This window comes from Neptuniibacter sp. QD34_54 (assembly GCF_047778055.1).
Lineage (GTDB): Bacteria > Pseudomonadota > Gammaproteobacteria > Pseudomonadales > Balneatricaceae > Neptuniibacter.
Map to the genome: position 1 here is coordinate 2,630,611 of NZ_CP180546.1, position 24,205 is coordinate 2,654,815.

Annotated in this window: 22 protein-coding genes; 5 read left to right on the forward strand and 17 right to left on the reverse strand. The window is 43.4% G+C overall.

Annotation, left to right across the window (positions count from 1 at the left end; all coding sequences use genetic code 11):
- Positions 1-7 precede the first annotated feature (7 nt).
- Positions 8-484 carry an SRPBCC family protein gene (locus ACMXYP_RS11915; protein WP_415881851.1) on the reverse strand — a complete coding sequence of 159 codons (477 nt, stop codon included), beginning with the start codon at positions 482-484 and terminating at the stop codon, positions 8-10.
- A 243-nt stretch (positions 485-727) separates the two neighbouring features.
- Here ACMXYP_RS11915 and ACMXYP_RS11920 point away from each other — a divergent pair, with 243 nt between their 5' ends.
- A complete protein-coding gene (locus tag ACMXYP_RS11920; RefSeq protein ID WP_415881852.1) occupies positions 728-937 on the forward strand; it encodes a putative motility protein in 210 nt (69 codons plus the stop codon).
- A gap of 8 nt (positions 938-945) precedes the next feature.
- Here ACMXYP_RS11920 and ACMXYP_RS11925 read toward each other — a convergent pair whose 3' ends face one another.
- The 11 genes from ACMXYP_RS11925 to ACMXYP_RS11975 form a co-directional block, all read right to left on the reverse strand.
- Positions 946-3,303, reverse strand: coding sequence for a DNA polymerase II (locus ACMXYP_RS11925; RefSeq protein ID WP_415881853.1), 2,358 nt, complete (start codon positions 3,301-3,303; stop codon positions 946-948).
- 6 nt (positions 3,304-3,309) lie between these two features.
- Positions 3,310-4,311 (reverse strand): diphosphomevalonate decarboxylase, encoded by a 1,002-nt coding sequence (mvaD, locus tag ACMXYP_RS11930; RefSeq protein ID WP_415881854.1) that lies wholly within the window; start codon positions 4,309-4,311, stop codon positions 3,310-3,312.
- Positions 4,298-5,230: a mevalonate kinase gene (gene mvk, locus ACMXYP_RS11935; RefSeq protein ID WP_415881855.1), complete on the reverse strand. Its 933-nt coding sequence runs from the start codon at positions 5,228-5,230 to the stop codon at positions 4,298-4,300. Before mvk ends, mvaD begins: the two co-directional genes overlap by 14 nt.
- Positions 5,214-6,209 carry a mevalonate kinase gene (locus ACMXYP_RS11940; protein ID WP_415881856.1) on the reverse strand — a complete coding sequence of 332 codons (996 nt, stop codon included), beginning with the start codon at positions 6,207-6,209 and terminating at the stop codon, positions 5,214-5,216. The genes mvk and ACMXYP_RS11940 overlap by 17 nt, the downstream gene beginning before the upstream one ends.
- Positions 6,209-7,375, reverse strand: coding sequence for a hydroxymethylglutaryl-CoA synthase (locus tag ACMXYP_RS11945; RefSeq protein ID WP_415881857.1), 1,167 nt, complete (start codon positions 7,373-7,375; stop codon positions 6,209-6,211). The genes ACMXYP_RS11940 and ACMXYP_RS11945 overlap by 1 nt, the downstream gene beginning before the upstream one ends.
- Positions 7,376-7,390: 15 nt before the next feature.
- A complete protein-coding gene (fni, locus tag ACMXYP_RS11950) occupies positions 7,391-8,419 on the reverse strand; it encodes a type 2 isopentenyl-diphosphate Delta-isomerase (protein WP_415881858.1) in 1,029 nt (342 codons plus the stop codon).
- Positions 8,419-9,453: a hydroxymethylglutaryl-CoA reductase gene (locus tag ACMXYP_RS11955; protein WP_415881859.1), complete on the reverse strand. Its 1,035-nt coding sequence runs from the start codon at positions 9,451-9,453 to the stop codon at positions 8,419-8,421. Before ACMXYP_RS11955 ends, fni begins: the two co-directional genes overlap by 1 nt.
- 105 nt (positions 9,454-9,558) lie before the next feature.
- Positions 9,559-10,923: a TolC family outer membrane protein gene (locus ACMXYP_RS11960; protein ID WP_415881860.1), complete on the reverse strand. Its 1,365-nt coding sequence runs from the start codon at positions 10,921-10,923 to the stop codon at positions 9,559-9,561.
- A 57-nt stretch (positions 10,924-10,980) separates the two neighbouring features.
- Positions 10,981-11,631 (reverse strand): response regulator transcription factor, encoded by a 651-nt coding sequence (locus ACMXYP_RS11965; protein WP_415881861.1) that lies wholly within the window; start codon positions 11,629-11,631, stop codon positions 10,981-10,983.
- 229 nt (positions 11,632-11,860) lie between these two features.
- Complete coding sequence (locus ACMXYP_RS11970; protein WP_415881862.1) at positions 11,861-13,180, reverse strand: HlyD family type I secretion periplasmic adaptor subunit; 1,320 nt, start codon at positions 13,178-13,180, stop codon at positions 11,861-11,863.
- A 4-nt stretch (positions 13,181-13,184) separates the two neighbouring features.
- The gene (locus ACMXYP_RS11975; protein ID WP_415881863.1) at positions 13,185-15,305 is read right to left on the reverse strand and encodes a type I secretion system permease/ATPase; all 2,121 of its coding nucleotides are present in this window, start codon (positions 15,303-15,305) and stop codon (positions 13,185-13,187) included.
- A 76-nt stretch (positions 15,306-15,381) separates the two neighbouring features.
- Between ACMXYP_RS11975 and ACMXYP_RS11980 the strand changes: the two genes are divergently transcribed.
- A complete protein-coding gene (locus ACMXYP_RS11980) occupies positions 15,382-15,762 on the forward strand; it encodes a hypothetical protein (protein WP_415881864.1) in 381 nt (126 codons plus the stop codon).
- 8 nt (positions 15,763-15,770) lie between these two features.
- Here the strand turns inward: ACMXYP_RS11980 and ACMXYP_RS11985 are convergent, their stop codons facing one another.
- The 3 genes from ACMXYP_RS11985 to ACMXYP_RS11995 form a co-directional block, all read right to left on the reverse strand.
- Positions 15,771-17,381, reverse strand: a complete 1,611-nt coding sequence (locus tag ACMXYP_RS11985; RefSeq protein ID WP_415881865.1) for a tetratricopeptide repeat protein — start codon at positions 17,379-17,381, stop codon at positions 15,771-15,773.
- Between the two features lie 132 nt (positions 17,382-17,513).
- Entirely contained in the window at positions 17,514-18,740 is a 1,227-nt protein-coding gene (locus ACMXYP_RS11990) for an argininosuccinate synthase (RefSeq protein ID WP_415881866.1), read from the reverse strand.
- A gap of 150 nt (positions 18,741-18,890) precedes the next feature.
- Positions 18,891-19,688, reverse strand: coding sequence for a flagellar protein MotY (locus ACMXYP_RS11995; protein ID WP_415881867.1), 798 nt, complete (start codon positions 19,686-19,688; stop codon positions 18,891-18,893).
- Positions 19,689-20,002: 314 nt separating this feature from the next.
- Here ACMXYP_RS11995 and rnt point away from each other — a divergent pair, with 314 nt between their 5' ends.
- On the forward strand, positions 20,003-20,629 hold the full coding sequence (gene rnt / locus ACMXYP_RS12000; protein ID WP_415884669.1) for a ribonuclease T: 627 nt from the start codon (positions 20,003-20,005) through the stop codon (positions 20,627-20,629).
- An 80-nt stretch (positions 20,630-20,709) separates the two neighbouring features.
- Here the strand turns inward: rnt and ACMXYP_RS12005 are convergent, their stop codons facing one another.
- On the reverse strand, positions 20,710-21,312 hold the full coding sequence (locus ACMXYP_RS12005; protein ID WP_415881868.1) for a peroxiredoxin: 603 nt from the start codon (positions 21,310-21,312) through the stop codon (positions 20,710-20,712).
- 91 nt (positions 21,313-21,403) lie between these two features.
- A complete protein-coding gene (gene grxD, locus ACMXYP_RS12010) occupies positions 21,404-21,742 on the reverse strand; it encodes a Grx4 family monothiol glutaredoxin (RefSeq protein ID WP_415881869.1) in 339 nt (112 codons plus the stop codon).
- Positions 21,743-22,057: 315 nt separating this feature from the next.
- On the opposite strand from grxD, the gene ACMXYP_RS12015 reads away from it, so the two are divergent.
- Both ACMXYP_RS12015 and argF read left to right on the forward strand, forming a co-directional pair.
- A complete protein-coding gene (locus ACMXYP_RS12015; RefSeq protein ID WP_415881870.1) occupies positions 22,058-23,278 on the forward strand; it encodes an aspartate aminotransferase family protein in 1,221 nt (406 codons plus the stop codon).
- Entirely contained in the window at positions 23,275-24,180 is a 906-nt protein-coding gene (argF, locus tag ACMXYP_RS12020) for an ornithine carbamoyltransferase (RefSeq protein ID WP_415881871.1), read from the forward strand. Before ACMXYP_RS12015 ends, argF begins: the two co-directional genes overlap by 4 nt.
- Positions 24,181-24,205 lie beyond the last annotated feature (25 nt).

The window sequence follows — 24,205 nt, forward strand, 5'->3', positions numbered from 1 at the left end:
CAACAACTCAGTTATATAGCTTATCTAAATTCTGTAAGCCCGCCTGATAAACGCCACGAATTGTTTTTTCCGCTTCTGCATCAGAGGCACCAGCTGCATTAAAGCTAGAGCTCCAAACAACAATCGAGCCGCCTTGGCCATCCAACTTAACCTGAATTTCAGATTCATAATCAGACACTGGTAATGGTGACTCATCAATTTGATAACGATAGCTGCGCTTACCTTCATCCTTGCTCAATAAAGTCTCCGTAATTTTCGCACCGTTACCTAAAGTTAGTACACGCACTTTATTATCTCTGTCACTGGAAGCTACCGCAGGGTGCCAACGATACAAACCGTTATAATCCCCTAAAAGCGCCCATACAGCAGATGGCTTCACATTCAGCTTTACTGATTCTTCCACCGCAATATTACCCGCAGCAGACGCGTTTACAGCACCTAACAACGAAGATAGCACTACCACACCCATAATCTTTTTTAGCATTTTTATTATTCCTTTTTATCTATCACAACACATTAAGTGAAATACCAGCATGCCCCAGGAATTTATTGATAACTATTATCATTAAGAACCTATCCAAAAGTACTTAATTAGCTAAATAGATTAAAATCCTCTAAAGCCAAACCAATCCAAGCCGATAGATTAATGTAAGTATTTTTTCATCAAGCACCGACACCTGTGAACGAATTACAGATAGCTGTCGTAATCGGACAATAGGATGATGTTATGGACGCCAATGAAATCACTGCTGCAGCGACAACCATGTCTACGCAACAGACACAAACCACTCATGCGGTTAAATCAGCCGAGATGGCTAAAGATCAGATCGAACAGACGGGTGAGCAATTGATGCAGCTATTAGAAGTCACAGCACCAGGCAAACTTAGAGTAGATCCACTGAGCCCGCTAGGCACCCAAATAGACGTTAAAGCCTAACAACATCGCTAAAAAAGCGAATGTTGTGGCGCCGTGAGATCATCAAAATCTTCATCTAAAAACTGCAGGATCGTCTCACACACTGGCCTCACCTGTTTATCCAGATAATGCTGATAGTCTAAAGGCGAACTCAAAAATTCAATGGGTTCTGCGCCGTTAACAGTCATCATATATTCAATATAAGAACCTGACCGATACGGGCTAGGTTGACCTTTTACTTGGTAGCCATACTCAGCTTTCAAACCCGCCTGAACATGAGGTGGTTTATTCTTCACATACTGATCCAAACGTTGACGGATACGCTTTCGATAGATGAGCTTGTGATCTAAATTCCCCGCTAATAGCGCTTCGACCGTTGATTTAAGAAGCGTCTGCCACTCTTGGCCTATGAAAATACGTTCATAGAGATGCTCTTGAAGTTCACGAGCCAAAGGCGTCCAATCTGTACGGACGTTTTCAAGACCTTTAAACACCATCTTAGACGAACCATCCCCAGAACGCTTTAGCCCTGCATAACGCTTCTTTGTGCCTTTGTCTGAATGGCGCATGGTCGGCATTAAAAACCGACAATAGTGCGTCTCGTACTCGATTTCTAACTGACTATCTAGCTCGAAACGCTCTTTTAGGTTTTCACGCCACCAGCTATTGAGATGTTCTGCTACAGCACGGCCTGTACTGTTGGCTTGCTCTTCTGGGAAGTCATCACCTAACCAGACAAAAACCGAATCAGTATCACCGTAAATCACCTTAAAACCGAATTCTGATTCGATATGATCACGTGTCTTGGTCAGGATTTCATGTCCTCTCAAGGTGATCGAGCTCGAGAGTCGTTGATCAAAAAAGCGGCAGACGTTTGAACCTAAAACACCATAAAAGGAGTTCATAATAATTTTTATTGCTTGGGATAACACCGCGTTTTTTAACTGCTTTGCTTGATCTCGCGCTGCCCAAAGCTTCTCGATCAGCTCAGGCAAAATCGTTTTACTACGCGAAAATATTGCGTGGTTAAAACCGGGGACTAAATCTTCAGGCTCAGCTCCCTCTTTAAGTCCCTCAGCCAAACCATAAGGGTCGATCTTAAAGGTACGAATAATACTGGGGTACAGGCTTTTAAAATCTAAAACCAAGACCTGTCTATATAGGCCCGGGCGTGAATCCATTACATAACCACCTGGCGCACTAAGCCCTGACATCCCTGAAGCATATTGCGGTGCCACATAGCCTGATCGATGCAATAGAGGGAGATACTGGTTATCAAATGCTGCCGCTGAGCCTCCCACTTTATCAAGAGCGAGTCCTGTTAGACGTGCCCTCTCAAGGAGATAATTAATCAGATCAGCATGCTCAAATATCTCCCAAACCAATCGGCAATCTTCTAGGTTATAACGAGCTAAAGACTCTTTGTCTTCTCTAAATAACCGTTGTATTTCACCGCCACGATCATCGACATGGTCTATCAACTTACCTCGATCTAGCATCTCCCGAGCGACATTTTCTAAGGCAAAACTTTCAAACTGATAAGTTGCACCTTTGAGGGTATCAATGCCATCTAATACAATTCGCCCTGCCATACGTACAAAAAGCTTACCTTGAGCCGATTCATGCAGCTTTAAAGGCAACTTGTCACGACCTAGAACAAGTGGAATACGCAGTGCCTCAGCACGTTTTTGTAGTACCCGAAAATCAAAGCCAACTACGTTCCAACCAATAAACGCATCGGGGTCATATTCCGCCACCACTTGAATAAATCGCTGCAACAAAGCTGTTTCATCAGTAACATATTCAAGCCCATCACTATCTACACCTTCCCCCTGCATCAATACCAATTGAAAGTCATCAGCATAGAATGCAGCGGACAATATATTGTCCGCTTTCATCGTAGTTTCTAAATCAATAGAAAGGATGCGTAAATTGGGGGTATACGTATCTGACTTTAAACGGACCTGTTCATTCACATGGCTAATTTGTACACCACCTTGAATAAACCGCTCCATCAGGTAGCGATCTGCATGACGTATATCATCTTCCATCATGACAATATTATGTAGATGCAGTAACTCTTGAATTTGGCGATAGGTTTTTAAAGTTTGGCTGTATATTGCGGTAACGCCACGATACTGCAGATCAGTCAGATCAACTTTATTGACGCGCCAGTCTCGGAGATGACTCAGTAATGTTTTAACTCGAGGAACTTGCTCATCAAGAACAAAAAGCACCGCCTCTTGCTGAGTAATAGAAATCGGAAAAGCATTTTGTTCAGAACAGACCCAATAGGTCAGCACGATACCCTCGCGAGTGTCGTGCTGATTCCGAGTCAGAATGAATGCTGAAGAGCTCTGGTCTGAATGATCATGATGAGTAGGCATACTCACTTAACCAAAGGGCGCGACCAGATCCATATCGGTTAACTCTGGGAAAGCCTCGCGAACCGCAGCTTCATTTTTCGCGTCAAATAGGAGTTTAAGGTTAGGGCCGGCATCCATTGTCAGATAAATTTCTACGCCCGACGCTCTTAATTCCCATACACGATGCATAGCCGCTACAGATTCTGGCTGCCAATACAAAAGCGGCGGCCATGAAGCAATCATGGTCGCATGCATGGACAGAGCATTTTGCTCTGCAGTTTGGCCTAACAGACTCATATTTTGTTCAGCTATAGCATGCTTAATTGTATTCAGATCCTTCTCTGCCTGTGCAGGCCAAGACTGATATAGATCAGCCGATTCAACTGTACGTTGCATGCCAGAACGAGAATCGATTTTTTTGGCGCCCGTTGCAACTTTTAGCAAACCAATTCGGAAGCCAGGCCAATCTACTGCTAAAGGCTCGGCACAGCTATCCATGCCATCTTCTTGCTCACCTTTATTCCATTGCACAAACCCTTGGTAGATAGATCGTGATGCACTACCACTACCGATTCGGGCAAATGCCGACAGGACTTTCTGATCAAGATCGAAACTGTAAAAGTCGTTAATCGCCAACATCAGTGCAGCAAAACCGGAAGCTGAAGAGGCAAGCCCCGCCGCTGTTGGAATATTATTATTTGTTTCTACCTTAACTGGTTGGTCCAGATCTCGACGAAAAAGATCAATAAACGCGATTACTTTCCGAGCAAAGGAGGAGCCCTCACTCTGCAGCACGCCATTCAGATAGACCTGATCACCGGTTTCCGATGGCGTGATTTTAGTTCGACTACCTAACTCACCTAGCGAAATGGATAATGAGGCATTGATAGGCAGGTTAAGCTCAACATCCCGTTTACCCCAATACTTACACAAGGCAATATTACTTGGCGCAAACGCTTCCGCTGTCTTACCCGGCATAGTTTTCTCTGGAAGAAACGATGCCACTACACTCTGCTTAGTAATGCTCAATGCTAACCCCTTGCGCCGAAACTGAGACTGGAATTTGTTCGTAAGCTATAGATAGATCTGGATCCGAACCAAGTGCAATCACACAATCCCCAAGACCCGAACCTGAAATTTTAGCACCTGTAATATGCTTGCTCTGGCGAAGCGTGTACACAATATCGCAAATCGCTTTATCTGCTACACCTAATGCGTCCATTAAGCCTTGGTAATTATTCATTAATTGACCCAGCTGCTGCCAATCCTGTTTAGCAATTTCCTTTTCAGCATTATCCGTTACCGATCCCATTAGCTGATAGATCTGTTGATAAAGTTCAGGGGAATATCTCGCTAAATCCTCTACATGCTTCAATACATCGGGTGTTTTGGTTTTATAGCCCGCGTAGTAAAGTGATATGTCGGGTAGCGCTGACAGTGCTTTGATCTCCCTTGGCTTAACACGGTAAGAAACGATTGAACCAAAGATACTAGCCACAAGGTCAGTTCCTGATCCTCGTCCACCTTGTACTTGATGAACAACTGCCTGTGAACGATCAAATAAACTATCTAGATCCGTTTCATCGTTTACAAAAGATGCAAGTGCAGCGACCACACCAGCAGTGACCGCGGCTGAAGAACCCAAACCAACGGTATGAGAAAACTCTGAACGAATCGTAATTTTAATACCTGAAGGCAAACGATCTGCATACATAGCAACGGCAGCCAGCACAAAACTCAACCTGTCATCAGCAACCAAATCTGACAACGGGCTCTGGTATTGGGCTAGTGCAGAGTCAATCAGCACTTCTCGTGTTGAGATAGGCTCAAGCTCTATGCGTATATATTTATCCACAGCACAAGCTAATGCCTTATGACCAAAAAGCACTGCGTGTTCACCCATCAGCATAATACTGCCAGGCACAGTCACTTTAATCCGATTCAACATACGCTCCTTGATAACTGATTTTTAAAGGCTGTAGGTGGATATTTAAACGACTAGCGATCTCTGTAGCATTCCCTTTCGGGGCATAGACCAATACCAAACCACCTGTATCTCCAGAACTACTACCAGCACCACAAACCTTAGCACTTCCCCCCATCGACTCTATACGCTTAATAACATCAGCAACGGCGTGTGGAACAATTCCGATCTGTTGTAATAGGCGCTGATTTTCTTGTATGAGGTCTAGTTTCTGCTGATCATCTGAAGAATAGATAATTCGCTCAAAATCCTGCGTAACTTGTTCAAAATGCTGCCAAATTGTTGAAAACTCAAATGACTCACGTACAGCCGAAACCGTTTCACCCGTTGATGATTTAGGTGAACCGCTATTCCAGATAAACCAGTTATCACCTATTTTTTCAGGCAATAGGGTTACATGGTCATTTTGAACTTTAACAACACCTCCAAAAGTCGTCGCAGCAGCATCTATTGCACTACCACGTCCATGCTGCAATCTCTCACAGTGGCGAACTAACTTGAAGAACTCCCGTTTAGTCAATGCTTGCTGAGAAGCAGCTTCAGCCAACTTTAGCAATGCAGCAATCACTGCAGCAGAGGAACCCATACCAGCACCTGCTGGAATATCACTCGCTATCAAGATCTGACCAACCCTATCAAAACCAAGCTGCGACAAGGTATAAAAGAGCAGATCCGAAGGTGATGAGAGAACATCTGCTACAGCGAGCTTTCCTTGTAAAAACAGATTAAAACGTTGATCAAGCTGTTCAGAAAAGAGTTTAAATGTAGCTATATTCTTAGAAAAGCAACCGAAAGCATCAGAATAAACTGATAAATTCAGACTCGTGTTAGGAGTATATGAAGCTGTTACAGAGGATGTAACAGCCATCGCAATAGCAGGCGCCCCATAGACAACTGAGTGCTCACCACTCAGTATTAGTTTCCCTGGGGCTATTGCCTTCATTAACAGCTAACGTATTCTCGCTTGTGACCGCTGATCGCAGCCAAACGGAAACGCCCAGTCGTAGCATTAGGGATATCGTGATGCTCTCCATCACGAGGGTCTGGGTGGCGATACAGATTCAAATACTCGTCATAACTTACTTCTTGGCGAGCATCCAACATGTCCTTATGCTTTATGGTATGAAGACATTTGTCATAACCTGCAACCACCGTTCCAGAGAAAAACTCTGCTACACAACCAGAGCCATAACTAAAGAAACCAACTTTATTACCAGCCAAATTTTCTTTGCAGTTCTCAAGCAAAGAGGTCAGACCGATATACATTGAAGCTGTATAGCTGTTGCCAATGATACGGTTGTAATAAAGTGTTTCTTCAACCTGCTCTTCAATTTGCTCTAAAGAAAGACCTACTTTGTTTACCTTTGCTAGATGTTTATGCGCTTTTTCCGCCATGCGGCTAAACGGCAAGTGATAGCAAAAGTGAGAGAAATCACTAAACGCGAGAGAGCTAACTTCCACAAAGTTTTCCCAAGCCTTTTTCAGCGATTTAAGGTATATCTTGGTAGAGTATTTACCATCAACAAGTGCAGTCGTACGGTAATTTGGTCTCCAGAAATCCATCACATCTTCAGTATGATTACCAACTTCTGGATCGATTTCGATTAGACGAGGGTTTGCAGAGATCAAAATAGCGACAGCACCACAACCTTGGGTCGCCTCTCCAGAGGTGTCCAGGTCATATCGAGCAATGTCTGACGCAATGACCAAAACCTTTTTTTCTGGCTGTCGAGCGACTAACGCACACGCCATTTGAATAGCAGCTGTTGCGCTGTAACACGCCTGCTTTAACTCAACAACACGGCAGTTAGAATTCAATCCTAACAGTCTATGCACATAGACGCCTGCAGCCTTAGACTGGTCCACACCCGTTTCTGTAGCAAAAAGCAACGTACTAATTGAATCAGTGCCTACCCTTTCAATTAACGGGTAAGCAGCATTTGCAGCCATAGTCACTACATCTTCATCAGGTGCCGCCATAGACATCTTCTCTTGGCCTATTCCCTGATAATATTTTTCTGACTCAATTTGCTGAACATTCGCCAGTGTTCTTAAATCCAGATAATAATTGGATGTATAGAAACTGATTTCGTCAATACCAACTGACATTCTTGGGTCTCGATCCTAACTCTCGTCTAAAACAAGGGCCCGGTTATTAGATAAAGATGCTATATCCCGGACACCTAGCAGAAACATGGCTGTTCTGAACTCTGCTTTTATTTTTTCTATTTCTTCTATAACTGCATCAGCAGATTCCATTGCTGGTTTTAACAGCGGACCTGCCATGCCACATAAAGAGGCGCCGAGTATAACAGATTTAACCATATCAATCCCATCTCTTAAGCCACCACTTGCAACTAATGTGGCAACATCGCGATATGGGCTAGCCATTTTCAAGGCTACAGGGGTCGGCAGTCCCCAATCTTGGAATTTAAGGCCGATATTACTCGCGTCTTTTCTGCGATGGTGTTCAATTCGACTCCAAGATGTGCCGCCTGTACCTGCTAGATCAAAGGTTGTTATACCCGCCTTTAGACCTAGTTCAATATCGGCAGGAGACAAACCACTCCCAACCTCTTTTAGCAACACAGGCACATCAAGTGCTGCCACAATGGCTTCGATCTTCTCAGCAAGATTGGAGAAATCAGTATCCCCTTCAGGTTGTACCGCTTCTTGGAGAGGATTGAGGTGAAGATACAAAGCATCAGCACCTAGACAGTCTATAGCTTGCTGCGCATGCTCCACATCAACGCCATAGTTCAGTTGAACAGCGCCAAGATTTCCAATAAGAGGCACATCAGGAGCCAATTCTCTCAAAACGAAGCTTTCTTTAGCTTCAGGAGATGTAAACATAACGCGTTGCGAACCAACTGCCATAGCAACACCCGTTGCCTGAGCTGCTTTCGCTAAATTATGATTAATCTGCTTTACTAACTGATGATCACCACCTGTCATTGAGGATATCAACAAAGGAAAACTTAGCTGATAACCTAAAAATTCACATGAGCTATCAACATCGTTCAAAGCGATCTCAGGTAAACCACGATGCATTAAATGTATGCGATCAAAGTACCTTCCAGCTCGATCCGTTGATGGATCATTTTCTATAGCTCTTATATGTTCAAGCTTTCGATCATTAGTCAGATCCGACATTAGCGCTCCAGCTTTAAGTGAGCTTCCATCAGCTCACCGGGATTTGTCTGAGCAGCTAGCAAAGATAACTCGCCACATAAAACGGTTGCAGCACAAATAGCAGCTAGACGTTGCGCATTCTCACCCGGTTCTCTAGCTTCCTTACAACCTAGCGCTGCCAAGTTATCTTCAACAAAATCAATTCCTTTACCATTACCAACAGACCCCATAATAAGGTTAGGCAAAGTACAAGAGAAATAAAGATCATCACCACGTACTTCAGCGTGCACTATACCCTGAGAACCTTCGATAATGTTCGCTGCATCTTGACCAGTGGCAAGGTAAAAGGCTAAAAGCATATTCGCATAATGAGCATTAGCACTGCGCAGGCCACCTGCAACCATAGTCCCAATCAGGTTTTTCTTAATATTAAGATCAACCATTTTTTCAGGCGTTGTCTTTAAGCGTCTTTCACAAATATCACGCGGTATTAAAATCTCGGTTACCACATATTTTCCGCGTCCAAGGATACCATTAACAGCTGTCGCTTTTTTATCTGAGCAATAGTTACCTGAGATAGATGAATAACGAAGCTGCGGATATTCAGACAATATCCAAGGAATAATCTTATCTGCTGCGTTTGTCACCATGTTGTGACCAGATGCATCACCCGTTGTAAATTCCAAGCGTAGATAGATCAAATTAGCCACGATCTGGCTATTCATATCAATAAGTTTGGCAAAACGACTACTCTGAGCAACCACCTCGTTGATATCATTCATACGAGATTTAATCGAATTTAGAGCAAGCATAGCCTCAGTTGCGTCATCCGCTTCAAGCAGAATAGATCGACTCATTCGCTCATCAATCACAGTCGTTTTGATGCCACCAGTCAATGCAGAAACCCTTGCGCCACGGCCGACAGATGGCCATAAAGGCGTTTCATAGGTAGCTAGAGGCACGCTAATTTTTTCATCTAAAACAGGTCCTGTAATTTTGATAGGACCCACATTACGCATAGGGATTGGAGCTTGACTGATTTTATGAGATTTCATGATATCTCTTTATGCAAAAGAAAAAGGGCTGCCAATGGCAACCCTTTTAAAATAAGGTTGAGGACTAATTTTAATTAACTTCACCAGCCCTTTTCAATATTTTCCTTAAGACGCAGCTGCTTCTTCTTTTTCCGCTTCTTTTTGAACAGGCTGATCTTGCTCAACATCACCTAAATTCGGCTCAGGCAAAGATAATTTAAAAGCATCTAACAATGTGCCCATACCATTTACAACACGGTACTGAGCAATTAATTGATCATGCAGAGCATTAGTCAGATCATTTTTTGATGAAAATACTTCATTCTCAGTATCCAACAAATCCAGTAAAGAACGCTGCCCTATATTAAACTGCTTTTGATAAGAGTTACGCGTCTTTTGGCTTGAAGCAACGTGTTGCTCTAAATACGGTAACTGTCTCGAAAGAATGGAATAAGCATTCCAAGATAGCTCTACACTCTGAAGGACCTCACGGTGACTTCTGTTTTGAACAGATTTAGCCTCTTCTATCTGATGCTGAGTTTGACGAACACGTGCTTGATCAGCTCCACCGTTATAGAGGTTATAACGCAATCTCACCATAGCAGTAAGATCTTCGTTCACCCCGTCAACACCATCAAGGTTATTGTTCCAAGTACGATCGACTTCAAAATCTACACGAGGATAATAATTACGTTTTGCAGCATTATATTGAGCAACTGCTGCCGCTGTATCAGCTTCTGCAACTTGCAGTGTAGGATGATTGCTCAATGCAGCCTCTGTTGCCGCATCTAAAGATTCAGGCACCTGAACACTTACCAGCTCAGGATAGATCAACTCTTCAGGGGCCATCAAGCCAGTTACACGCTGATAATTAGCTTTTGCATCCAGTAAATTATTTTCAGCAGCTAAGGTATTAACCTCTGCCAAAGCTAAACGCCCCTCAGCCTGCTGAATAGAGGCCAAAGCACCTACACCTGATTCAGAACGTCGTTTGATCTGATCATAAATTTTTACATGGTTAAAAAGGTTTTCTTTAGCTTGCTGAAGAAGGGCACTACGACGATTCAGTTCAATATAAGCTCTAGCTGCATCTAACGCGTAAGTTTCAGCAGTTTCAACAACTCTCTTATCAGCTGAAATTGCACGAGCCTTTTGACGTTTTACCTCATTAGAAGTGGCAAAACCATCAAACAGCATTTGCCTAATGCTTAAACTACCTTCACCACGCGTCAGCTCTACATCACCACCATTGGCACGCGTGGTTGTATTGTTGGTCCATTCATAACCAATACCACCTGCAACATCTACACTTGGAAGATAACCAGCCTTAGCTTGTTGGACCTCTTGATAAACAGCATTACGCGCATTGATAGCACGCTGAACTTCCGGACTATTACTGAGACCTTCTGCAACCACATTATCAAGAGTAGTAGAGTAAACTGCCGTGCTCACCGCCCCAAGTAGCACACCAGCAACAACTGACCTGAACATAAATTCCGCCTTAAAATATAAATAGTTTGTAGTCGCTAGCCGATAAAACTGATTGATTTAAGCTGGTTGTTTACTAGCCATTAAAACTAGTGCAACTCGATCAGTAGCCCCTGTTTTCTGAAAAATAGAACTCAGATGCGCTTTCACTGTTCGTTCAGTAATATCTAACTCTCTGGCAATTTCCTTATTACTTGCTCCTGTCGTTAAAACAGAAAGCACGTCTTGCTCGCGACCACTTAATCCTTCAAAACAATCTACAGTCTCTGCGGTGTCCACTTTGCTATCTGCGACGGTCATCCCCCCCAAAAGTCTTTTAAGTAGCTTTTGTAGGAGTTCAGGCCCTGCCCAAATATCACCACGGAGTACAGTTTTCACCACTTCCGTTAGCAATGAACCTGTAACATACGTGTTGGTATATCCATTAGCACCTGATTGCAGTACGCGGATACCTTCATCTTCAGAAGGAGCATCGGTACATACAATCAAAATGATTTCAGGATTATCCTTTTTGAAACTGAATACTAGCTGACTACTCTTATCATCAACCGAGCTAAGGTGCATTAGAACAATGCCCTTCTTGATCGCCGACAATTTCGATGAAAGCTCAGCAATCGACAAAACCTCAGGCTGCCAGTCCACGAGCAGCTTAAGCCATCGATCCAAAACTTTCGGTCGGTTCCCTAGAAAGAATAACTGCATAATATCCATAATCCGCGGCACCTGAGCATATAATTATCCCTATAGCCGCGGCGCACAATTTTATAACGTCTAACTAATACCCACAAGCCGACAAAGCTTATTTAGACGATTCTCATTTACATTACTATAAAACAAAGCCATAAACTTATTATGGTTAATTACTTAATGCAAATAACTTAGTATTTTTTACACCAGTTGTTGATTTACCACAAATTAGAACACTTTGATTTATCAATCATTAGCGCTCGGTAAGCGCTCTATCTTTCGCCTTAAGCACTGGCTTTAACAGATAATCCATTACCGTTTTCTTACCTGTCAAAATATCCACACTTACCGTCATACCAGCGATTAAAGGCAGTTCAGCTTCTACCGCTCCAAGATAAGGCTTATCAGTCTCCAATCTGACCAAGTAGTAACTTTCCCCCTCTTCATCGAGAATGGTACTTGGGCTCACAAATACCACAGACGCATCAACACCACCGTAAATAGAAAAATCATAGGCCGACACTTTAATTACAGCCGCTTGCCCTGGGGCAATATTAGCAATATCAGAAGGTCTTATTCTCGCTTCAACCAGCAACTTATCTTCCCAAGGTATGATGTTTAATAGCTCATCTCCTGGCTGAACAACCCCTTCCACTGTATTAACCAGTAGCTGTTTTACCGTACCTTTAACCGGTGCCTTTACTTCAGCACGATCAATACGGTCATTCATACCCGTTAGGGCCTGTTGGATTCGCGCACTTTCAGCTACAACCTCATTCAACTCTCGACGTGCTTCATTCCTGAACTGCAATTCAGCACCATCAAGATTTTGTTTGGTTTCTTGCAGAGTCGACTCAATTCTTGGGATATTAAGACGCACTCCTGACAACTCACCCTGTAAGTCATTCAACTGACGCTTAAGCCTCAAAAATTCGACCTCAGAAATAACCCCGTCCTTTAACAAAGGCCGAGTAATATCCAACTCCCTTTTCAACAAACCGTAACTTCTTTCAAGCTGCCTTTCCTGTGACTGAGCCGCCTTTAATTCCTGCTTACGCTGTTCCACTTGCTGCTCTAAACCGCCGAGGCCAGCAAGCATTTCAGCCTTACGCGTCACAAATAGGCTTTTTTCCTGAGCAAGCATACTTTGATATTCAATTGGGAAACCCTGAGGTGGTACAAAATCAGTATTATCTGCTTCTGCCTCCAAGCGCGCCGATTTAGCGATCAGCTCATACTGACGCACCTGGTTTTCCTTGAATGAACTTGAAAAACGGATGTCATCTATACGTAACAACACCTGGCCTTTTTCAACAATATCACCCTCACGAACTAGGATTTCTGATAAGGCACCGCCTTCTAAGGTTTCGATCACTTGTAACTGGCTAGATGGAATAATTTCACCATCACCGCGAGTAATTTCATCCAGTTCAGCCCAGAAAGCCCAAACGATGGCAACCACAACAAAGATAAGCATCGCCCAAAGCAAAGCACTAGCCCCCTTAGGGCTTTGCTCAGCCATGGCTTCACTCACGCTAGACATATAATGTAAATCTTTTTTAGCTTGAGCCATGATCTTACCTCTGCACCTGAAGACGGCCTTGCTTTAAGGCATCCAGCACCGCTTCTTTCGGGCCATCTGCTACCACTCGACCAGCATCCATAACGATGATTCGATCAACTAAGCTCAACAACGACATTTTGTGAGTCACTACCAGCATCGTCTTATCTTTTGCATAAGCCTTAAGCATGGTTTTAATCTGCTCTTCAGAGGAATTATCCATCGATGCAGTCGGCTCATCCAAAATCAAAATATTAGGATCATGGATAAGAGAGCGTGCAACCGCAACCGTCTGCCTCTGACCACCCGACAACGCAGCACCGCGTTCACCCACTTGCATATCAAAGCCTTGAGGATGACGATTAACCATATCGGAAACACCAGTCAATTTAGCAACCTCAACTAAGCGATCATCTTCAGTTTGAGGAGATCCTATGACGATGTTGTCTCGCACACTTCCAGCAAACAACATAATATCCTGAGGCATGTAACCAAAGTTACGCCTCAAATCGACCGGATCAATCTGATTGATATCTATACCATCGATTCGAACTGAACCCTCTGTTGCCCCGTAAAGCCCAAGCACCAACTTTTCTATGGTAGACTTACCTGAGCCAATTCGACCAATCAGCGCAACGCTTTCGCCCGGTTTAATACTGAATGAAACCCTATCCAATGCCTTTTGCTCTTCACTAGGGTAAGCAAAACTAACATCTTTGAATTCGATAGCACCTTCTAATTCTTGTCGATGCACAAATTGCTGCTCATCAGTACGCTCTGAAGGCAGTGCCATAATTTCATTCAAGCCTTTTAAAGCAGTTGATGCTTGATGGAACGAAATAACAAGATTAGCCACCTGACTCATTGGCGCTATTGCTCTACCTGATAACATCACACAAGCAACCAGAGCCCCCATAGTCAGCTCTCTTTCACTTATCAGATAAACACCCGTAATAATGATACCCACAGATGTTAATTGCTGAGCTAGTGCAGCAAAATTGACCACTGATGCTGACAACATGCGTGAACGAAGGCTCCATTTGGCGATATAGCCAACAGCCTGCTCCCAACCCAATTGCAACGACGAACTTGCCCGTTGGGTTTTCACAGTTTCCATAGCAGTTAAACTTTCAATCAAGGTTGCGCTCTTTTGCGAGTTAGACGCAAACGTCTTTTCAACAGCCTCTTTTAAGTAAGGTCGAACAATAAAGGATACAAGTATAATCAACGGAATTGCGACAAGAGGAACAATAACCAGTGGCCCGCCAATAAAGCCGATGACAATTAAAAAGAGAATGGCGAATGGTAGATCAATAAAAACAACATTTGTCGTTGAGCTTAAAAAGCCCTTAATACTTTCAAATTCACGCAAATTACTAGCAAAAGAACCAACCGATGCAGGAAGTGCGCTGTATTTCAGTGATAAAACCTTTTCGAAAAGCAATGCAGATAGTATGACATCCCCTTTCTTTCCAGCTATTTCAAGAAAATAGGACCTCAGCATCTTCAGCCCGAAGTCAAACAAATATACGATCAATACACCGATCGCTAACACCCATAATGTTTCTATCGCATTGTTAGGCACAACACGATCATAAACATTCATAACAAAGAGCGGGTTTGCGATAACAAAGAGGTTAATCAAAAAAGAAGCTATTAAGACATCTCGATATATCGCAGTCGAACGTTTAATTGTTCCCCAAAACCAGTGACCTTGATGTCCTTCTAGCAATTTAGAAACTTGTTGCTGGAATCGATATTCAAGACGAACAAAAATTGCGTGAGCGGTATATAAGGCAGCCAATTCATCTAGCGCCAGATGATGTTCACCACCACTTTCTGGTTGAATGATTGTAGCTTGTCCAGCTTCATGATCTATCTCTTGCAGAATACAAGCCTGATCATTTTCAAGTATTAACACGACAGGAAGGACAAGAGGAGATATATCTGTAAGCTTGCGCGGTAATATTTGAGCAGCAAACCCTGCTCTCTTAGCAGCTCGAATAAATAACTTAGGGGTTAATTTATGATCAACCAACGGCAAACCTTCACACAATACCTCCGGTGAAAAAGGCTTATGATTTTGCTTACTGAGATGAACCAGACAACCGAGCAAAGGGTCCTGAACCGCTTCCATTTACCGAGACCTTAACCTTATTTGAGAGCAATGCTCAAAGAAACAATATATAGTATGTACATTAACAACTTATCCAATGTATCAAATCAATATGTTATACGCTATACGCAATGAAGAAGGCCGGATCATAAGCCTTTCAGAAACCCCTCAAGCAGGCGCTGAAGCAGTTGATATAAAAAACAAGGAAGTAATGGATTTTTTATCCATTAACGATGAAGAGTTTTCTGCAGAAGAGTTCCTTCAACAGTCAGATATGGCCGTTGCTCGTATTTTTGAAGATTTGGTAGACGTCCTTATTAGTAAAAACCTTATTATGTTTACTGACCTCCCACCAATGGCACAGAAGAAATTATTGGGTCGTAAACTTGCGCGTAATATCAATCGCGGAGAAGGAGAGAGTGAACAACTGGAAAAATCTTCTCATTCTTTCCTGATAGGAGATGATGAAACTCTGTAAATAAGCCCTTAAAGCTCCTGGCTTAACGGGTCTTCATCCTCTTCTTTCTTAAAATGATTTAGTTGGTTGTACTGCTCAGCAAAACGCTCAGCTAGAGCCGAATAACGCTGCTGCTGCTTTTCAGACAACGCCCCATAAGAAATAGTTGCCAAAACATCACGAACAGATAACAAGATCCATAGCGCATTCTGACCTCTTTTGGCTTTTTCAATTCCTGCCTGAACCAAATTAAGCGCAATACCCGTATGACTTGGTAGCAATTCATTAGCTCGACCAAACATTAAAAAGGCCCGATCCAAATCACCACCACGAAAACTACTCATAGCGGCATAATTTGCCTTACCCCAATCTTTCTCAACCATCACTCGGTTCAGATCTCTTCGTTTAATCTGAACTTCATCCTCTAACTCATAACCATGAACCGCATCAACCAAAACATCTAACCATTTACACTGGTTATCGACATCCATGCGTAGGAAGAAATTCAACGTTTGCTGAAGCATCTGCTCCAAACGCTTACGAGACTCAGTAGACTCTTGACGATAAAGATCGCAATTTATGAGCTTGGCTCGAAACATAACCTCCTGATCATCAGGATGATCAAGCACCACATCCTCCAGAATGCGAACAACATCCGTTTCCACTTCAGACAATCTAGTTTTATTTGCCTGAATCAAGGATCTAACCAAACCGAAATAATGAGACGGGGTTTGAAAGACTGAATAGCGCGCATAACGAACTGCCTGCTGGTAAGCATCCTTTGCGATATCCCACTCACCCACCTGAGAAGCCAAATCAGCCAACTCACTTTGCAATTCAGGAACTGTAGGCTGAATCATTACAGCTTTTCGCATCAGCGTAACAGCTCTACTCAACTCACCTTTAACCCGATAAATTCGAGCCAGCCATGTATATGCTTCAACACACACATGCTGCTGATCAACGATACGATTAAGACAGCTCAATGCATCATCATATTCACCTAAATTGAAATGCGCGACCCCTCTTCCTACTTCAGCCCAAGGTAAATCACGCTTACTCGTCAACCCCATAAAGAGCTCTTTAGCTTGAGTAAAACGCTTCATCCTCAATAGAGCAATACCATTAACCCGCTGAAGGAATATATTTAAACCAGGATAATGATTAACAAGCGCCCTACCCTTTTCCAACACCTCTTCATAGTGCTCTTCGTCCAATAACTGCTCAATTGGCCGAATAGCCTCTTTGATCCGCAGCTGTTTTTCCAGACGATGACGCACCTTTCCTTGATCAAAAGGTTTTGAAATATAAGTATCAGGTGAGTTTTCTAGAGAACCGAAAAGAAGTTCAGAACTTTCTGGATCAACAATGAGGAAATAAGTACTCGCCTCAGGAAGGATAACCTCAGCATTAGCTTCATGAAGTAGCTGCAGACCATTTTTTTCGCCTTTGCCCATATCATAAGCAGCAAAGCAAAGATCAAAGGTCAATTCACGCATCAGGCTCAACGCCATATTAACCGAGGAAGCAACCTGTACTTGCCCCACACCCATACGGCCCAGGATTTGGCGTAATGCCCCGAGATCGTCGAGCTTACTGTCTACGATTAAAGCAGACTTTCCTGAGTAGTTGATTTCCATAGATTCTGCATAGTTTAGATAACAGCAAAAGTAGCATATAAATCAGACCATTATCAAAGTTTAGGCCATCTATCGCACAATAAAAAACCCCGCAGGGTCACTACGGGGTTTTTTCTGCATATTTAGACAAAATTAATCATCTAAAAAGCTTCTTCCTTTACCTGCAGCAATACGCATACGCAAAGCGTTTAGCTTGATAAAGCCAGCCGCATCTTTCTGATCGTAAGAACCTGCATCATCTTCAAATGTTGCAATATTCTCATCGAACAAGCTGTCATCAGAACGACGACCAACAACAATAACGTTACCTTTATATAGCTTAAGACGAACGTCACCGTTTACTACTTGCTGAGACTCATCGATCATCTTCTGAAGCATCTTACGCTCTTCTGACCACCAGAAACCGTTGTAGATAACTTTAGCGTAACGCGGCATCAACTCATCTTTAAGGTGAGCAGCTTCGCGATCAAGTGTGATCGACTCAATAGCGCGGTGCGCTTTAAGCATAATTGTGCCACCAGGAGTTTCGTAACAACCACGAGACTTCATGCCTACGAAGCGGTTTTCTACGATATCTAAACGGCCTACACCATTCTCACCACCTACTTTATTCAGGTATTCAAGAACAGTCGCTGGGCTCATTTGTTCACCGTTGATCGCAACAATGTCACCCTTTTCGTAAGTCAACTCAAGGTAAGTTGCTTCATCAGGAGCCTGCTCAGGAGATACAGACCAACGCCACATATCTTCTTCAGCTTCCTGCCATGGATCTTCAAGGATATCGCCTTCGTAAGAGATGTGAAGAAGGTTAGCATCCATTGAGTATGGAGATTTTTTCTTACTGCTAGCAAAATCAACTTCGATATTGTGATCTTCACAGTATTTCATAAGCGTTTCACGGGAAGTTAGATCCCACTCACGCCATGGCGCGATAACATGAACACCTGGCTTAAGCGCGTAGGCACCTAGCTCAAAACGAATCTGGTCATTACCTTTACCAGTCGCACCGTGAGAGATTGCATCAGCACCCGTCTCGTTAGCGATTTCAATCAAGCGCTTAGCAATTAGTGGGCGAGCAATAGATGTACCTAGAAGGTACTCACCTTCATAAATTGTGTTCGCACGGAACATTGGGAATACAAAGTCACGAACAAACTCTTCGCGTAGATCTTCGATGTAAATCTCTTTTACACCCAAAGCTTCAGCTTTAGCACGTGCAGGCTCTACCTCTTCACCCTGACCTAAGTCAGCAGTGAATGTAACTACTTCGGCATTGTATTCATCTTGCAACCAGCGAACGATAACAGACGTATCTAATCCACCGGAATAGGCCAGAACGACCTTTTTGATCTCGGACATTCTCAAGCTCCAACTTGCGAACAATATTCGCCCCGACACGGGCCGAAAGGGATATTCAAATTAAGCGCGGTATTATAGCAGAACTTTACCCTGCAACGCATCTGCCGCAGGGCAAATTAATAGAAAGGAATTAATGGCAATGTAGATCGACTAATCTTTTTCCAAACGAATAGTGACTCGACGGTTACGATCTCGGTTTTTGCGACTATTATTTTCAACCACCGGATAACGTTCACCATGATAACGAGTCGTAATCATAGTTGGCTCCAAGCCTAAACTGATCAAATATGCAGTCACTTCCTCCGCGCGTCGCTTGGAAATATCTCGGTTCATCAATCTACGCCCCATGTTGTCGGAATGGCCGTCAACATAAACGCCTTTAACTGCGTCATCATTTTTAACGTAGAGTGCGATCAGATCCAATCGCTCCCTCGATGCATCGGATAAACGCCACTGAGCTGAAGGGAACAAAATTGCAGTTCGTGCCACCTGACGATAATTAACCGGCAGCAGCCCGGCAGTACAAGCAACATAGTCATCGTAGGCAGATTGAAAATTTACTGCCGATACAGAGACACGTAATGATTCGTTAGTTCCGTACCACTCGTCCGTAGTAAATGTCGGCATCATCCCTTTATTAAGAGCCGCCAACATATTCTGAGCATGTTTGGGCTCTACTTTAATATGACCCGTTCTTTCTTCAGCTTTCACTGCAGCGATATATTGTGGCACTATTCCAGGCTGCCAAGGAGCTGCTTCAGCTACAAGTTTACCGCCCTTCTGAAAATGAATAGTCTCAGTTGGTTTAAGCATAAAACGCACTAACTCACCCGCTTCATGCTCAAAAACAGCATTCCCAAATGAAGGAATAACCTGACTCAACTGGCACGTAAATTTAGAAGCCTCTAGCTCCCATTTAGAATCATCGATGGAGCTACGAAAGGTCACAGCATGCACCTGTAGCGAAAGCACTGCGATACATAACAATGAAAATACGCGAATAAACACAATAGAACCGCCAATCACACCAAGTCTGCAACGAATAAAATTATACCCCAGAAAAACAATATATAAGGGCAAGGAATCAATTTTAATGATAAAGCTATATAAGTATTTGTATTATTACGGCCAATTTTAAATATTCTTGAGTAGACGATTGGAGTGACTGCACTTCCACTGCTAGAATATTGCCAAAATTTAAAGGCAACCCTCTACCAAAGTAAGGGCATCCATTGAGCAACCATAGCGCCACAAAACACCCAATGGCAAACCGTTTTCGCGGTTTTTTACCAGTCGTAGTCGATGTTGAAACTGCAGGCTTCAATGCCCGTACTGATGCATTACTCGAAATCGCAGCCGTAACTTTGACCATGGATGAAAACGGCTTTTTGATTATCGACAAGAGCTTCGAAGCTCAGGTAGAACCTTTTGAAGGCGCAAACCTTGAGCAATCAGCCTTGGATTTCACAGGAATCGACCCTTACGATCCTGATCGTGAAGCTGTACCTGAAAGAGAAGCACTAGAAGAGATTTTCCGCGCTGTGCGAAAATCGCTTAAAGCCCATGATTGTAAACGTGCAGTCTTAGTTGGTCACAATGCATCTTTCGATCAAAGCTTTGTAAACGCAGCTTCGAATCGAGAAGATATAAAACGCAACCCATTTCACCCTTTCTCTACTTTCGATACTGCAACACTAGCCGGCCTTGCATTTGGTCAAACTGTTCTTGCGAAAGCTTGTCAGGTTGCAGGCATCGAGTTTGATGGTAAACAGGCGCACTCCGCACTTTACGACACGATGAAAACAGCAGAGCTATTTTGTATTATCGTAAATCGTTGGAAAGAGCTTGGCGGCTGGGATATGGTAGACCAGTATGATGATTACGAATAACTCCTTTTAATCACCAATACCCAGATACAAAAAAACCCGCTAGTAAGCGGGTTTTTTATTAGCAATAAATTTGCTGAAGATTACAGGTTGTCTGCTTCTTCAGATAGGTACTTAGCAACACCTTCTGGCGATGCGTCCATACCTTTATCACCTTGGTTCCAGCCAGCTGGGCAAACTTCACCGTGCTCTTGGTGGAATGAAAGCGCATCAACCATACGAAGCATTTCATCAACGTTACGACCTAGTGGTAGATCGTTAACAACTTGATGACGTACTAGACCGTCTTCGTCGATTAAGAAAGAACCACGGAAAGCTACGCCGCCTTCAGATTCAACATCGTAAGACTGGCAGATGCTGTGAGTCATGTCTGCAACTAGCGTGTAGTTTACTGCACCGATACCGCCTTCGTTTACCGGCGTGTTGCGCCATGCGTTGTGAGAGAAGTGAGAATCGATAGAAACACCGATTACTTCAACGTTACGCTTTTTGAACTCTTCGATACGGTGATCAAAAGCTAACAGCTCAGAAGGACAAACGAATGTGAAGTCCAGTGGGTAGAAGAATACTACCGCCTTTTTGCCTTTAGTTGCTTCAGACAGTGTGAAAGCGTCAACGATTTCGCCGCTACCTAGTACTGCTGGTGCTGTAAAGTCAGGAGCCTGTTTGCCTACAAGTACGCCCATTGTGCTATTTCTCCATTAAAATGCTATCTAGCGTTTAGGTTTTTTATGATAGAAAAGACCGCTATAAAATCAAGCAATAATCTATCTAAAATTACTCAGCGCTTTGCTCTTCGGAACCCGCTGCTGCTTCTTTGATCAATTCAGCAAGTTCACCGTTTTCTGACATTTCACAGATAATGTCACAACCACCAATCAACTCACCTTTAACCCATAGCTGAGGGAATGTCGGCCAGTTTGCATATTTTGGTAGTTCTGCACGGATATCTGGATTTTCCAGAATATTTACAAAAGCAAAACGTTCACCACAAGCCATCACTGCTTCTGAAGCACGTGAAGAGAAGCCACATTGAGGAAAACGCGGCGTTCCTTTCATGTAAAGAAGAATATCATTACCTTCAATCTGCTCTTTGATGGTATCAATTACGCTCATTCATACACCTATAAAATACTTTATGTAGGATGCACAACCGTTTTTGTGCTGTGGTGAACAATGTACCACATATCCGACCATTTTACTCTGACAATGTATATTTGCTTTTCTTTATAGAGTTAATAAAAAAAATTAATTAGCTATTCTAAGTAACCATTAACACCTCAATCCCCAATTTCCCAAAACAAGGCAAATTTATCCGGCAAAACGGTTGCGAAAAGCCACAAAGCTGCCTATTATTCGTCCTTTAAATGGCAGCTTTGGCTGCCTTTTTGCGTTGTAGGGAAGATAAAAATAATGGCTGTAGAATCGATTATGACTACCTACAACCGGTTGTCCGTAGCGTTCGAACGCGGAGAAGGCAGCTGGTTGTATGATACTGACGGTAATAAATATCTTGATGCGCTCAGCGGTATAGCTGTATGTGGTTTAGGCCACTCACACCCAGCCGTAACTCATGCTATTTGCGATCAAGCAAGCAATTTATTACATACGTCTAATTTGTACACCATTCCAAATCAGCAACAACTTGCCGACCGCCTGACTAACATTTCAGGTATGGACAATGTATTTTTTGGCAATTCTGGCGCTGAAGCAAATGAAGCAGCGATTAAGCTTGCTCGACGTTATGGTCATGTCGTTCGCAACATCGAAAACCCAGCGATTATCGTCATGGAAAATTCGTTCCATGGCCGTACTATGGCTACATTAAGCGCAACAGGTAACCGTGCTGCTCAAGCAGGCTTTGAGCCGCTAGTTAGCGGTTTCGTTCGCGCGCCCTTCAACGATATTGAAGCTATCAAAACAATTGCAGCTAACAACCCTAATATCGTTGCAATACTCGCTGAGCCGATTCAAGGCGAATCAGGCATCCAGATCCCTGCTAACGATTATCTGAATCAACTGCGTGACATCTGCGATGCTAACGAATGGCTATTAATGCTGGACGAAGTCCAAACAGGCAATGGCCGTTCAGGTAAATACTTTGCTTACCAGCATAACGACATTTTGCCGGACGTTGTAACTACAGCTAAAGGTTTAGGTAATGGCGTACCGATTGGTGCCTGCCTTGCACGCGGTAAAGCAGCTGGCATTTTGATCGCCGGCACTCATGGCTCAACTTATGGTGGCAACCCACTGTCTTGCGCTGCTGCATTAGCTGTTGTAAATACCATCATCGATGAAAATCTATGTGATCGCGCTACTGAACTTGGCAACCGCATTACTTCAGGTTTAGAGGAGCAGCTTGGTCACACTGATTATGTGGAAGAGATTCGTAACAAGGGTCTATTGATCGCAATCCAATTGAGCGAAGCAGGTACTGAGTTAGCAGTCCTATCCAAAATCAAAGGCATTCTTCTTAATATTACAGGCGGAGGCAAAGTTGTACGCCTACTACCGCCATTAACCATGACAGATAGCGAAGCTGATCTATTAGTTAACACGCTATCTCAAATTATTCGCGTATATGCGGCTGATGAGCGCGATCCAATCAGCCAAGACTCGAGCCCTGCAGACGAACGTAGAGAACAATGAGTACTAGACATTTTTTAACCCTGCTCGATTTATCTTCTGAAGAACTACGCACCCTAGTTAAACGCGCAAGTGAACTGAAGGCGATCCGTAATCGTGGTGAAGTTTACGAACCGCTTAAAAATAAAGTGATGTCGATGATTTTTGAAAAATCATCAACTCGTACCCGCGTTTCTTTTGAAGCTGGTATGGCACAGTTTGGTGGTCACGCGATGTTCCTATCGCCTCGTGATACCCAGCTTGGCCGTGGTGAACCGATTAGCGACAGCGCTAAAGTAATCTCAAGTATGGTTGATGTTGTTATGATCCGCACATTCAGCCACCAGCTTGTAGAAGAGTTTGCTGCCAATTCCTCTGTACCGGTTATCAATGCCCTGACAGACGAATACCACCCATGTCAGCTACTAGCTGATATGCAGACTTACTTTGAACATCGCGGCGATATTCAAGGCAAAACGGTGACCTGGATTGGTGATGGCAACAATATGTGCCACTCCTATATCAATGCAGCACGTCAGTTTGATTTCAAACTGAATATTGCTTGCCCAGAAGGCTTCGATCCGGATATGAAACTAGTCGAAGCTAATAAAGATCGAGTATTTATTACTCGCTCCCCAGAAGAGGCGGTGACTGGTAGCGATCTGATTGTAACTGATGTATGGGCTTCTATGGGCCAGGAAGAGGAACAGAAAGAGCGCGAAGAGAAATTCTCTGGTTTCCAAGTTTCTCCAGAGTTGATGGATAAAGCTAATGAAGACGCTCTATTCATGCACTGCCTTCCAGCTCATCGTGGCGAAGAGATCAGTGTAGACATGCTTGAGGATCCGCGTTCTGTAGTCTTCGATGAAGCAGAAAACCGTCTTCACGCACAAAAAGCTCTGCTAGAGTTTCTTCTTGTAAAATAGCAATCCGATAACAGGTAAGCAGTGA